The sequence below is a fragment of the Streptomyces sp. NPDC048288 genome, from assembly GCF_043201555.1.
GTDB lineage: Bacteria > Actinomycetota > Actinomycetes > Streptomycetales > Streptomycetaceae > Streptomyces.
This window is the reverse complement of the sequence record NZ_JBICZD010000007.1, coordinates 54,129-66,780: the sequence shown is the minus strand read 5'-3', so window position 1 is coordinate 66,780 and position 12,652 is coordinate 54,129. Positions and strand designations below refer to the sequence as shown.

General features: G+C 74.2%; 11 protein-coding genes. 4 read left to right on the top strand and 7 right to left on the bottom strand.

What is annotated here, in order from left to right; translation table 11 throughout:
- Positions 1 to 85: 85 nt before the first annotated feature.
- Genes ACGFZS_RS25265 through wecB form a run of 4 tightly spaced genes read right to left on the bottom strand, consistent with a single transcriptional unit; the run spans position 86 to position 5,832 of the window.
- Entirely contained in the window at positions 86 to 2,272 is a 2,187-nt protein-coding gene (locus ACGFZS_RS25265) for a glycosyltransferase (RefSeq protein WP_393797061.1), read from the bottom strand.
- Entirely contained in the window at positions 2,269 to 4,080 is a 1,812-nt protein-coding gene (locus ACGFZS_RS25260) for a hypothetical protein (RefSeq protein ID WP_393797060.1), read from the bottom strand. Before ACGFZS_RS25260 ends, ACGFZS_RS25265 begins: the two co-directional genes overlap by 4 nt.
- The gene (locus ACGFZS_RS25255) at positions 4,080 to 4,751 is read right to left on the bottom strand and encodes a class I SAM-dependent methyltransferase (protein WP_393797059.1); all 672 of its coding nucleotides are present in this window, start codon (positions 4,749 to 4,751) and stop codon (positions 4,080 to 4,082) included. The genes ACGFZS_RS25260 and ACGFZS_RS25255 overlap by 1 nt, the downstream gene beginning before the upstream one ends.
- The gene (gene wecB / locus ACGFZS_RS25250) at positions 4,744 to 5,832 is read right to left on the bottom strand and encodes a non-hydrolyzing UDP-N-acetylglucosamine 2-epimerase (RefSeq protein WP_393797058.1); all 1,089 of its coding nucleotides are present in this window, start codon (positions 5,830 to 5,832) and stop codon (positions 4,744 to 4,746) included. Before wecB ends, ACGFZS_RS25255 begins: the two co-directional genes overlap by 8 nt.
- Positions 5,833 to 5,924: 92 nt before the next feature.
- On the opposite strand from wecB, the gene ACGFZS_RS25245 reads away from it, so the two are divergent.
- The 3 genes from ACGFZS_RS25245 to ACGFZS_RS25235 all read left to right on the top strand — a co-directional run bounded on the left by ACGFZS_RS25245 (position 5,925) and on the right by ACGFZS_RS25235 (position 9,990).
- Positions 5,925 to 7,346 (top strand): glycosyltransferase, encoded by a 1,422-nt coding sequence (locus ACGFZS_RS25245; RefSeq protein ID WP_393797057.1) that lies wholly within the window; start codon positions 5,925 to 5,927, stop codon positions 7,344 to 7,346.
- 64 nt (positions 7,347 to 7,410) lie between these two features.
- Positions 7,411 to 8,700, top strand: coding sequence for a nucleotide sugar dehydrogenase (locus tag ACGFZS_RS25240; protein WP_393797056.1), 1,290 nt, complete (start codon positions 7,411 to 7,413; stop codon positions 8,698 to 8,700).
- Positions 8,701 to 8,775: 75 nt separating this feature from the next.
- Positions 8,776 to 9,990, top strand: coding sequence for a glycosyltransferase family 4 protein (locus ACGFZS_RS25235; protein ID WP_393797055.1), 1,215 nt, complete (start codon positions 8,776 to 8,778; stop codon positions 9,988 to 9,990).
- Here the strand turns inward: ACGFZS_RS25235 and ACGFZS_RS25230 are convergent.
- On the bottom strand, positions 9,887 to 10,228 hold the full coding sequence (locus ACGFZS_RS25230; RefSeq protein ID WP_393797054.1) for a VOC family protein: 342 nt from the start codon (positions 10,226 to 10,228) through the stop codon (positions 9,887 to 9,889). The two genes, ACGFZS_RS25235 and ACGFZS_RS25230, sit on opposite strands and share 104 nt — an antisense overlap.
- An 85-nt stretch (positions 10,229 to 10,313) precedes the next feature.
- The gene (locus ACGFZS_RS25225) at positions 10,314 to 10,724 is read right to left on the bottom strand and encodes a VOC family protein (RefSeq protein ID WP_393797053.1); all 411 of its coding nucleotides are present in this window, start codon (positions 10,722 to 10,724) and stop codon (positions 10,314 to 10,316) included.
- A 318-nt stretch (positions 10,725 to 11,042) separates the two neighbouring features.
- On the opposite strand from ACGFZS_RS25225, the gene ACGFZS_RS25220 reads away from it, so the two are divergent.
- Positions 11,043 to 12,134 carry a ricin-type beta-trefoil lectin domain protein gene (locus ACGFZS_RS25220; RefSeq protein ID WP_393797052.1) on the top strand — a complete coding sequence of 364 codons (1,092 nt, stop codon included), beginning with the start codon at positions 11,043 to 11,045 and terminating at the stop codon, positions 12,132 to 12,134.
- Between the two features lie 26 nt (positions 12,135 to 12,160).
- Here the strand turns inward: ACGFZS_RS25220 and ACGFZS_RS25215 are convergent, their stop codons facing one another.
- Positions 12,161 to 12,586, bottom strand: a complete 426-nt coding sequence (locus tag ACGFZS_RS25215; RefSeq protein WP_393659372.1) for a PPOX class F420-dependent oxidoreductase — start codon at positions 12,584 to 12,586, stop codon at positions 12,161 to 12,163.
- Positions 12,587 to 12,652: the final 66 nt, after the last annotated feature.

The window sequence follows — 12,652 nt, the reverse complement described above, 5'->3', positions numbered from 1 at the left end:
GGCGGCACGGGGGGCGCGCGCGTAGACGGTGCGGGCCTGTGCCGGGGGGGGGGCCCCCGGAGCACGGCGCGGGGGGCCACGCGCGTCAGCCGGAGACCAGCAGCTCCGTCCAGTCCTTCGCCACCCGCTCCAGCGAGAACCCCTCCCTCACCTGGCCCCGGGCCAGCTCCCCGGCCGAGCGCCAGTCCTCCTGCTCCGCGAGCCCGGCGATCGACTCCGCCATGGCCTGGGGGGTGTCGTGGATCCACCGCCGGTCGTAGATCTCGTCGGCGCCCGGCCAGGGCAGCAGCGCGGGGACGGCGCCGGAGGCCATGCCCTCGGCCGGGGCGAGGTGGAAGCTCTCGTCGTCGCTGGTGGACAGGACATGCCCGATCCGGCGCAGCCAGTTGGGCACGTCAGGGCCGAACTGGTCGAAGACGACGGCCCCTTCGAGCAGCGGGGAGGTCTGCATCCGGCGCAGGATCGCGTCGTAGTGGGCGCGCTCCTCGGGCTTGTTCCAGATCCACCAGTACTCCCACGGCGGCTTGGACTTGACCGAGAGGTGCCAGCGCCGGTCGTGGGCGCGGAGCGCTTCGAGGACGTCGAGGCCGAGGTCGAGGCGTTTGCGGCTGGGCGCGATGCCGATCATGCCGAGGCGGTGGCGGGCGCCGGGCGCCTTGGGGCGGTCGAGCTGCGCGACGTCGACCCAGTTGCCGATCGTGGTGATCTTCGCGGCGGGCCAGCCGGTGCGTTCCTCGGTGGCGCGGGCGTAGTACGGGCTGACGCACACCACCCGGTCCACGGCGTCGATGTCGACCTGCCGGGGGTATCCGGCGTCCAGTTCGAAGCGGTGCAGACGGACCACGAGCCGGCTGCCGCGCCGCTTGTGGCGGCTGTACCAGATCGCCGCCGGGCCGCACCACTCGACGACCACCACATCGGCCCAGTCGGCCAGTTCACGGCTGGCGGCCGGGTCGTGCCGGGCCAGCGCCGGCCAGGCGTCGACGCGCACCTCCAGGCCGGGCAGGGAGCGGAAGTGGTCGAGCAGCCGGGTGAGGAACTTCAGGTCGTGGCCGGCCACGCCGATCCGCAGCGGGCGGGCGCGGGTGGCGACGGCCGCGGGCGCGGGCGGGAAGGCCTGCTCCAGGTGGCCGCGCCAGCGGGCCGCCGCGGCCTCCATCGTGTACTGCCGGGCCGCCTGCGTGCACCGCGCGGCGGCGAGCTGCCGGGCCCCGGTGTCGCGGACGGCGAGGGCGACGGCGTCCACCGCGTCCGAGAGGGCCGCGTCGCCGGGGACGAACAGCGGGTAGTCGGGGCCGAGCAGCGCCTCGTGCGCGGGGGTGCGGTTGAGTACGACGGGCAGCCCGAGGGAGCCGAACTCCAGGACCTTGGTGGAGAGTTCGAGGCTGGCGTCGAGGGAGGGGTCGCGCCAGCCGAGGCCGAGGTCGCAGTCGGCGGCGATCCGCATGGCCTCCTCGCGGGGCACGCCGCCGTGGTGGACGACCTCGGGGGTGGTGCGCAGCGCCTCGGCCATGGCGGTGTCGAAACCGGGGTGCCCGGCATCCTTGTGGATCTTGTCGCCGACGGCGTGCAGTTCGGCCCGGATGCCGCGTTCGGCGAGCCGGGCGGGCAGCCGGGTCATGGGCAGGGTGTTCCAGCGGGGCGCGAACTTGCCGGTGTAGACGAGGCGTACCGGGTCGTGCACGCCGTCGCGCCCGGGGACCGGGAAGCCCGGTTCGGGTACGGCGGGCGGGCTGAGCACGGCCCGGCCGCAGGCCTCCGGCACCCAGGCCTCCAGGAAGCAGCGCAACTCCTCGGTCTGGCACAGGAGTTGCCGGGAGGCGGTGGCGATGCGGGCCAGGTCGGCGCGGGCCTCCTCGGTCATCTCGGCCGGGGACTGCGGGATGTCGGTGAGGTAGGCCCAGATACGGCCGTCGAAGGCGCCCTCGCCGACGATCTGCTTCACCAGCCTGCGGCCGCGCAGCACCAGCAGGTCGCAGGGCTCCTCCTGGTCGAGGCGGGCGAGCAACTGCGCGGCCTGGAAGGGGGACAGGGGGTGGTTGCCCTGGCCGGGGACGAGGTGTTCCTCGTAGGGGCGCACCACGGTGACGCCGGGCAGGCCGGCCAGCGGGTCGGTCAGCCGGCCGGTCTCCACCGGGGCCTTGAGGACGAGGCGGGTCCGGCAGCCCGCCCGGGACAGCGCCTGGACCGTCGACTGGGCCCAGACGGCGGAGCCGTCGATGAGGTTGAGGTCCACGTCGCCGTAGACGAGCGCCCGGAGGGTGCGGGTCATGACGGCTCCTTTCCACGCACGGCGAACAGGCGGTGCCCCGCACGCGACCAGGCGTCCGGCGGGGTGCCGGAGTCCAGGAGCGACCGGCGCACGAGCAGCGGCCGCAGGGTCGGTACGAAGGCGTAGTCGTCGGCGGCCGGGGTGTGGCCCACCGCGTCGGCGCCGGAGAACTCCTGCGCGCAGAGCAGGTCGAGCAGCAGGGTGTCCGGGCGGTCCTCGGTCAGGTCCGTCCAGTCGGCGACCCAGGGGGCGGTGGCCGGTCCGGAATGCACGGTGACCGAGGCGGCGGTGAGTTCGTCGAGGGCGAGGCCCGCCGGGTCGGCGACGACCACCTCGGCCGGCCGGTGCAGCTGGCCGAGCGCCTGGGCGACGAGCCGGGCGACGTCGGTGGCGTCCCGGGGCGCGGCGAGGACGGCGACCCGGCGCTCGTCCAGCGGGTCGGCGGCACCGGCCAGTTCGGCGAGCCGGGCCAGCCGGACCCGGGTGCTGTCCTGCTGGAAGACGTCCCGGAGCCGGTCCCGGCCGTCGGTGACCGGGTCGAGCCGGGCGAGCGCCGTACCGGTGTCGCCGTCCAGGACGGCGTCCCAGGGCAGCTGGGACAGGCCGGGCGCGGAGGACGCCGGGCCGTCCCGCCACAGCACCGCCGTACGGCCCAGCCCCCTTGCCTGGCCGACCAGTTCGGCCAGCCGGTGGTCGAGGTCGGGGGCGAGTCCGGTGCCGGTGAGCGTCCAGGGTCCGGCCTCGCCGGTGCAGGCGCTGAGCTGGACGAGGAAGACGTCCGGGTCGGTGCGTTCGACCAGCAGCCGGCCGTCGTGCGGCAGCACCCGGCTGACCACGGCGTCCGCCGCGAAGTCGGCGGCGGTGCGGTCGGTGAGCACGCCGGTGATCACCAGCCGGTCGCGGGGCGCCACGGACAGCGCCCGGTGGGAGAGGTAGAAGCGGTCGTCGAGCGGTGTCTCCGGTGCGGAGGCCGGGGTCCGGGCGCCGGCGGCCCGGCCCTTGACGGCCTTGCGCTGCCGCCACAGCCCGTACAGCTCCCCCGGCAGCCGGGCCGCGCGCCGCTTGGGCGAACGGGCCGCCGAGACCAGGGCCTTGCCGACCCGCAGCGAGGTGGAGCCCTCCAGCATGGACACCCGGGCCTCCAGGACCCCGACCCGGTCCCGGGCCCCGCGCAGGGCGGCCGTCAGCTGGTCCTTGTCGCGGACGGCCGCGGCCAGGCGCTCGGCGAGGCCGTCCTCGCGGGTGTTCTCCAGGGCGCGGGCGCTCTCCTCGGCCGCCCGCTCCAGGTCGATCAGGCGGGCGCGCTGGGAACGGGAGACGAAGTCGGCGAGGACGTACTCGTCGGCGATCCGGAGGGCCGTGGCGAATCCGTCGGCCGGCAGCGGACGGCCGAACCAGTCGTGCGGCGGCAGGAGTTCCTCGGTGCACGCGAAGACCGCGCCGGCGTGCAGATGGGTATAGCCGAGCGAGGCGGCGTGCAGCACCTGGCAGCGGTGGGCGACCAGGGCGTCGAGGAGGCGGTGGTAGGGCAGGTCGGTCCCCGGGTGGCCGAAGACGATCAGGCCGCGGGCGCCGGGCCGCATCCGTTCCAGTGCGGTGAGGCAGTCCGCCTCGTCGCCGTGCAGGGCGGGGTCGGGGCCGTAGCAGAGGAGCATCAGCTCCCCCTCGCCGACGGGCTGTTCGTGGCGGGTCAGGTCGACGCCGGGCGGCAGGTGGAGATAGGGGTCCAGACGCAGGCCGCCGCTCGTCGCGTCCACGACGGAGGTGACCTCGTCCAGGTGCGGGTGGAGCAGATCGGTCAGGCGCATCAGCGGGTCCTTGTGAAGACATGGAAGCCGACCCGGTTCTCGCGGAAGCCGTAGGGCCGGAACAGGGTGTGGCTCAGGCCCAGGGGCTCGAGTTCCGCGCGGTAGGCGGCGAGCGGGCGGTGCAGGATGTAGTCGCCGCGCGGGACGGGTTCGGGGATGTTCTCGTCGGTGACGATCAGCCGGCCGGTGATCCGGACGAGCGAGGCGAGGTTGCGCAGGCCGGCCGCCCACTCGGCGTCGTCCATGACGTGGAAGAGGACGTCCACGCACATCACCACGTCGTAGAGCCAGGGGCTGCGCCACTCGTCGAGGGCGGCGAAGGCGTAGCGGGGTCCGCCGCCCTCCGCGCGGGCGTGGGCGACGGCCGCCTCGCTGGCGTCGAAGGCGTCCACGTGGTGGCCGCAGCGGGCCAGGGCGCGGGCGAAGTGCCCCTTGCCGCAGCCCGCGTCGAGGACGAAGAGCGGGGCGGCCGGGCTGGACAGGTCGCCGATCAGGGTGAGCAACTGGCCGAGCCGGACCGCGTAGAAGATCTCGTTGCCGGGCCGGTCCAGACCGATGTGGCCGCCGGAGGCGAGGTCGTCGCGTTCCCGGTGCCGGGTGTCCCAGTAGGTGAGGGGGGCGCCGGTGTGGGTGCGGGTGGCGTCGGTGGGGGTGCGGGTGGCTTCAGTCATGGCGCTCCAGCCACTCGGTGAGGACGCGGGCGATCCGGGGGCCCGCCTTGCCGTCCCACAGCGGCGGTCCTTCCGGGGCGGCCGGGGCCTGCCCGTCCAGGACCTTGCGCAGGGCGGGTACGAGTTCGCCGTGCCGGACCAGGCGGTTGGTGCCGTGGGTGACGGTGACCGGGCGTTCGGTGGTGGTGCGCAGGGTCAGGCAGGGCACGCCCAGCACGGTGGTCTCCTCCTGGACGCCGCCGGAGTCGGTGATCACGGCGGCGGCCCCGCGGACCAGGCCCATGAACTCGACGTAGCCGAGCGGTTCGAGCAGGTGGATGCCGGGGGCGTCGGCGAGGCCGGCCTTGCGCAGGGCCTCCCGGCCGCGCGGGTGCAGCGGCACCGCGAGGTCGAGGTGGGTCGCGGCCTCGGTGAGGGCGCGGGCGGCCGCGGCGGCGGCCTCGGGGTCGTCGACGTTGGCCGGGCGGTGCAGGGTGACCACGCCGTACCGCTCGGGCAGTGCGTGGGCGGTGCGGGCGGCGGCCGGGTCGAAATGGTCCAGATGGGTGAGCAGGGTGTCGATCATCGGGTTGCCGACGAGGTGCACCCGGCCCGGGTCGACGCCCTCGCGGGCGAGGTGGCCGACGGCCTCCGGGCTGGTCGCGAGGAGCAGCTCGGCGAGCTGGTCGACCAGGCGCCGGTTGACCTCCTCCGGCATTCCCATGTCGAAGCTGCGCAGGCCCGCCTCGACATGGGCGACCGGGATGCCGAGTTTGGCGGCGACCAGGGCCGCGGCCAGGGTCGAGTTCACGTCGCCGTAGACGACGACCAGGGCCGGGGCGCGGGCGAGCAGCTCGCTCTCCAGGGCCACCAGCAGGTCGGCGGTCTGCCGGGCGTGGCTGCCGGAGCCGACGCCGAGGTCGGTGTCCGGGGCGGGCAGGCCCAGCTCCCGGAAGAAGATCTGCGACATCCGTTCGTCGTAGTGCTGACCGGTGTGCACCAGGACCTGGTCGTGCCCGCTCGCGCGCAGGGCGGCGACGACGGGCGCGGCCTTCACGAAGTTCGGCCTGGTCCCTACGACATGGAGTACGCGGCCGTTCATGTCGTACGTTCTCCGCTCTGTCGGCCTACCTTGGCGACATGGCCCGACGTCCGTCCCGGCACACGCCGCGTCGAATCCCCCGTGCACTCAGCTTGGCCGCATCCGTCGCATGGGGCGAGTTGCGGCACGACCCCGCCCGGGCCGCGCTGCTCGGCGTCCGGCTGCTGCCGGGGCGGGTGCGGCGCGGGCTGCGGCCGGTCGAGCGGCGGCTGGCCGCCCGGGCCCGCACGGCCGGTCCCGCCGCCGGCCCGTCCGCCGCTCGGGTGGCGGCGCCCGCCGGGCGCGCGGTGCGGCCCGAGCCCGGCCGGGTGCTCCATCTGGTCACCAACGGGCTGCCGTTCAAGCACGCCGGCTACACCGTGCGCACCCAGGCCCTCGCCGAGGCCCAGCGGGCGGCCGGGCTCGACGCGCACGTGGTGACCCGGATCGGGTTCCCGGTGGCGCAGGGCGTTCTCGACGCCCGCCCGCTGCAGTTCGTGAACGGGGTGCCGCAGCACCGGCTGCTGCCGCTGGGACTCCCGTACGGGCAGGGCGCGGTCCTCGCCCGCAACGCCGAGCTGGCCGGGCGGCTGGTGGAGCGGCTGCGGCCGGCCGTGCTGCACGCGGCCACCGACCACGGCAACGGGCGGGTGGCGCTGGCGCTGCGCGAGACCTACGGGCTGCCCGTGGTCTACGAGGTGCGGGGCTTCCTGGAGGAGACCTGGCTGACCCAGGCGCCGGGCCGGAGTCCGCGGGACGGGACGTACCGGGCCCGGCGCGCCCTGGAGACGCACTGCATGCGGGAGGCCGATCTGGTGCTGACGCTGGGCTCGGCGATGAAGGCCGAGATCGTGGGCCGCGGGGTGCCCGAGGAGCGGGTGCTGATCGTGCCCAACGCGGTGGACGAGGCCTTCCTCGCGCCGCCGCCGGACGGGGCGGAGCTGCGCACCCGGCTCGGCATCGCGGCCGACGACTTCGTAGTGGGGACGGTGAGCAGCCTTACTCCACACGAGGGAATCGGCACATTGCTCCATGCGGGTGCCGAGCTGCGCCGCCGGGGCGTCCCGCTGCGGCTGCTGATCGTCGGCGACGGACCCGAACGGGTGGCGCTCCAGGCGCTCGCCCGGCGGCTCGGACTCGACGACGGCACCGCCCTCTTCACCGGCCGGGTGCCGCACCGCCAAGTGCGCTCCTACCACGCCGTTCTGGACGTCTTCGCGGTGCCGCGCACCGATGAACGGGTCTGCCATCTGGTCACCCCACTCAAGCCCGTCGAAGCGATGGCGAGCGGTCTTCCCGTGGCGGCCAGTGATCTCACAGCCCTGCGAGAGCTGGTCGAACCAGGGGTTAACGGCCAGCTAATCTCGCCTGAATCTCCGCATGCTTGGGCAGAAGGTCTCGAAGTATTGCTCTACAGTCGAAAACGGCGGCATGAATGGGGAGCTGCGGCCCGCGCGCTGGTGGCGCGTGAACGCACCTGGACAAGGGTCGCTGCCACGACCCGAGAGGCGTATCGCACTCTTGGATGTGTCTGAGGCCCCTCGCTTGAGGGCGGAGTGAATCCCTATGCAGGCTGAAAATGCCGTACCGCTCGGGGAATTGAGCGCATCGCTCGGGGACGAGGAACAGACCGACGGCGTCGAACTGGCCGTCATCGGGCTCGGCTACGTCGGACTTCCGCTCGCGCGGGAGGCGTCGCTGGTCGGCCTGAGAGTAGCGGGCCTCGATCTCGACCCACGGGTCGTCGAGGGCCTCAACGCCGGCCACTCCCATGTCGACGACGTCTCCGACGAGGACGTCGCCCGGATGCGGCAGGCCGGGTTCACCGCGTACACGGACGACGCCTGTCTGGCCCGGGCGCAGACGATCGTGATCTGCGTGCCGACCCCGCTCAGCGAGGACGGCGGGCCCGATCTGCGCGCGGTGACCTCGGCCGCGAGCGCGGTGGCGGGCCGGCTGCGCCGGGGACGGCTCGTCGTCCTGGAGTCGACGACCTATCCGGGCACCACCGAGGAGGTCGTCAAGCCGCTCCTGGAGGAGTCCGGACTGCGGGCCGGCGAGGACTTCGCGCTGGCCTTCTCACCGGAGCGCATCGACCCGGGCAACACCACGCACGGGCTGCGCGAGACACCGAAGGTGGTCGGCGGCCTCACCCCGGCCTGCTCGGCGAAGGCGGCCGCCTTCTACGGCAAGCTCGTCGACACGGTCGTGCAGGCCAAGGGCACCCGGGAAGCCGAGATGGCCAAGCTCCTGGAGAACACCTACCGGCACGTCAACATCGCCCTGGTCAACGAACTGGCCATTCTCTGCCGCGAGTTGAAGGTGGACGTCTGGGACGCGATCCGCTGCGCGGGGACCAAGCCGTTCGGTTTCCAGGTCTTCCGGCCGAGCGCCGGGGTGGGCGGCCACTGCATCCCCATCGACCCCAACTACCTGTCGTACAAGGTGCGTTCGATCGGCTACGAGTTCCGGTTCGTGGAACTCGCCCGGGAGATCAACGCACATATGCCGGAGTACGTCGTCCGGCGAGCCCAGGACCTGCTCAACCACGAGGGCCGCGCCCTGCACGGCTCCCGGGTGCTCCTGCTCGGCGTCACCTACAAGCCGGACGTCGCCGACCAGCGGGAGGCGCCCGCGGTGCCGGTGGCCCGGCTGCTGCGGGAGCGGGAGGCGGAGATCGCCTTCCACGACCCCTTCGTACCGGCCTGGTTCGTGGACGGGGAGGCCGTGCCCCGCGTCACCGACGTGGCGGCCGCCGTGCGCTCGCACGACCTGACGATCCTGCTCCAGGACCACTCCGTGTACGACCTCCCGGCCCTCGGCGACGAGGCCCGTCTGCTCTTCGACACCCGGGGGCGGATCTTCCGGCCCGGTGTCGAGGTGCTCTAGGCGACCCCTGCGGCAACCCCCCTTCCGCGGCCCGGAGTCCGAGGACTCCGAGCCGCGGAGTCGAAAGGCGCTCAGATGCGGATACTCGTCGTCACCGTCGTCCACCACCCCGAGGACGCGCGCATCCTGCACCGGCAGATCGGCGCGCTGCGGGAACGCGGTCACCACGTCGTGTACGCGGCCCCGTTCTCGGCCCGCGAGGTGCGGCCCCGGGCGGATCTCGAAGGCATCGACCTGCCCCGGGCGGCCGGCCGCGACCGCCGGGCGGCCGTGGGCGCCGCCCGTGCCCTGCTGGCCTCCCGCGGCCACGAGGCGGACGTGGTCCTCCTGCACGACCCGGAGCTGCTGCTGACGCTCCCGGGCACCCTGCGCCGCTGGCGGCGGTCCGGGGCCGGTCCGGTGGTCGTCTGGGACGTCCACGAGGACACCGCGGCGGCGCTCGCCATGAAGCGCTGGGTGCCGAAACCGCTGCGGCCGCCGCTGCGGCTGGGCGTACGGGCGGCCGAGCGGCTCGCGGAGCGCCATCTGCGGCTGCTGCTCGCCGAGGACGCCTACCAGCGGCGGTTCCGCCGCACCCACCCGGTGGTGCCGAACTTCACGACCGCGCCCGTCCACGCGCCCGAAGCGCCGGGCACCGGGCACGTCGTCTACGTCGGTCACCTGTCCCGGGCCCGCGGCGCGCTGGACCTGATCGAGACGGCCCGGCAGCTGGGCCCCGGCCTGCGGGTCGAGGTGGCCGGCGCGGCCGACCCCGACGTCCGGGAGGCGCTCACGGCGGCCGACCGGGACGGGGTGCTGCGCTGGCACGGCTTCCTGCCCAACGACCGGGCCCTCGCGCTGCTCTCCGGCGCCCTGGCCGGCCTCTCCCTCCTCCACGACCAGCCCAACTACCGCCACTCACGGCCCACCAAGGTCGTCGAGTACATGGCGCACGGGGTTCCCGTGATCACCACGCCCACCCCGCTGGCGGCGGAGATGGTCGAGCGGCACGGCTGCGGTCTCGTCGTCCCGTACGAGGATCCGCGCGCCGCGGCGGCGGCGATACGGCGGCTGGGCGCCGACGCGATCCTGCGGCACACCGCGGCCCAGCGCGGCCGTGAGGCGGCCCTGACCCACTTCAACTGGCCGGACAAGGCAGCGGAGTTCACGCACTGCCTGGAGACCTGGGTGCGGGAGGAAGCCGGAACTAGGCGCGCTCGTGACGGGGCTCGTACAAGGCGACCTCGCCTCCGCCCGGCAACCGGAAGGCCGTCACCCGGCCCCAGGCCGCGACCTGGACGGGTCGGCTGAACTCCACGCCCTTGGCGGTGAGTTCGCTGACCGTGGAGTCCAGGTCGTCGCACATCAGCATCAGTTCGTGGGACGGTTCGCCGTCGGCCGGGTGGCAGGCGACCTCGGCCGGCGGCAGCCGGAAGATCAGCCAGCCGTGCCCCACGTCGACGTGCGGCCAGTCCAGGACGTCCCGGAGGAAGGCGCGGTCCGCCTCGGCGTCGCGCGAGTAGATCACCACATGTGCCCCATTGATCACGCGCGGAGGCTAGTCGCGGAGCGGGCGGTCGGCAAGCACCCGCCACCATGCGCCGCCACCCGCCACCACGTGCCATCACCCTCCGTCACGCGTTGGACCAGCCCCGCTCGCAGAGCACCAGCCGGTATCCGTCGGGGTCCTCGACCGTGACGCCCCACTGGTTCCAGTACGGGTTGGGCGAGGGCACCCGCTTGCCGCCGTGCTCCTCCAGCCGGGCGACCAGTTCCTCCGGTACCGGTCCGTCGACGTAGACGACCAGCAGGTCCTCCTCGGTGGGCCGGGGTTCGACGGGTCGGGCGGGCTCGTGGACCAGCTCCAGATGCCAGCCGGCGTCCGGCCGGCCCATCATCAGCAGGTCGTGCTCACCGGGTTCCGGCCCGCCCTCGGCCCGCCACACCACGCCCAGTCCGAGGCCCGCCACCCAGAAGCACTCGGCCGCCGCGAGGTCCCGGGAGGGGCGGGCGATCCGGATGTGACTACGGCCGTCGACGGGCATCGTGACCTCTTCCTGAGCCGGCGTTTCCTTCTCAGCAGCCTAGGTATCCGCGGCTCCCCCGGCCATCGGCCGCTCGCCCTGGACCGCAGGGCCTAGGCCGCCTCCGCACCGCGGCGGTGCCGGGCAACGGGGGTCGCGGTGCGCCGCGTTGCCACGGCACCGTCCCGCCCCGTTCAATGGCGCAACTCACCGGGGGAGATCCGGACGCGGGAGCGCTTGCCGTGCCTCGCGCCGGGTCCGGGAACCGTCGTCGTGCGGAGTCACGTCCACGAACGGAAACCGGTTACGCTCCCCCCGACTTCTCACTGCGAGGATGACATGACCGCCTCCCCCGACGATCCGACCGCGGAAGACGTCGCCGCCTCGTCGGAGCCGCCCGCCACCCCACGTCCGCGCGGACCCCTGCCCCGCCGCGAGAGAGGCCCGTCGGCGATAGCCGAGGCAGGCGCCTCGTCCCCCGCGCCGAGACCGGGGGCGGCCCCCGACGGAGCCGCCCCCGAACCCGAACCCGGTCCCGAGTACGCGCCCGTACCGCCCATGTCCGCCGCCGCGGCGGAGTTCGCGGCCCTCACCACCGAGGCACCCGGCCGGACGAGCGACGCGGACGCCCCGGACGCCCCGGTCGTCACCACCGCCACGCCCGCGCGTCGCGCCCGGCGCCCCGGCCCGGCGGTACTGGCCGGTGCCGCCCTCGTGGCCGCCCTCCTGATCGGCACCCCGCTCCTCCTGAGCGGAGGCGACGGCGACGGCACGGACCACTCCGACGCGTCCGGATCCGCGGCGGGCTCCCTCCTCGGCGACGGGAAGGACGGTTACGCCCCCGGCTCCTCCGGCTCCTCCGGCTCCTCCGGCGGAGCGACCCCGCAGGCGTCCGTGAAGAGCGCGCCCCAGGGGCGGACGCCCTCGCCCACCCCCTCGTCGGCCCCCTCCAAGAAGTCCGCCGGCACCAAGAAGAGCGGCGGCAAGAAGGGCGGCGCGGCCACGCCCACCGCATCCGCCGCACCCCACACCCCCTCGGTCACCGTCGCGGACGTCCGGCTGCGCGGCGCGGGATCCGGCCGCTGCATCGACGTGACGGACGGCAGCACGGCCGACCAGACCCCCCTGCAGATCTGGGACTGCGGCGGTGCCGACTGGCAGAAGTGGACGTTCTTCGCCGACGGCAGCGTCCGCAGCCTCGGCAAGTGCATGACCGTCGCCGGGGGCTCGCGGGACGACGGCGCGGCGGTCCGCCTCGCCGGCTGCGACGGCTCCGGGGCCCAGCGGTTCCGGCTCACCGCGGCGGACGACCTGGTCAACGTCCAGGCCGACAAATGCGTCGACGTCACCGACGTACGGAGCGACAACGGCGCGCGGCTGCAGCTGTGGGGCTGCTCCGGCGGGGGCAACCAGAAGTGGAGCGTCTACTGACGCCACCCCCGCGCACCGGACAGCCCCTAGGCGCGCGGAATGCCGTACGCCCGGTCCACGCGCAGCCGCAGCACCAGCCGGCGGTCGCGGACCATCGCGGCGCGGTAGTCGTCCCAGTCGGGGTGCTCGCCCTGGACGTCGCGGTAGAGGCGGACGAGCTCCTCCACGGTCTCGTCGTGCGGGTCCTGGGCGACCGGTGACAGTTCGGCGGTGCCCTCGGCGACGGTGTAGGCCCAGCGGTCGGGGCTGGTGACGTGGTAGGAGGCTCGGGGGTCGCGGCGCAGGTTGCGGGTCTTCGCGCGGTCGTCCGTGATCGAGACGCGCACGGTCCGCTCGTCGGGGTAGTACGCGTGGCTGACATTGGACAGCTGGGGGCGGCCGTCGCCCTTGAGGGTGACCAGCACCCCGGCGTGGCCTTCGGAGAGCAGCTTCAGAAGAGCGTCCTGGGTCATACGGCGAACAACCCCGCCGCCGCCGTCCGGCATTCCCTTCCGGACCTTCCGGACCTTCCGGACCTT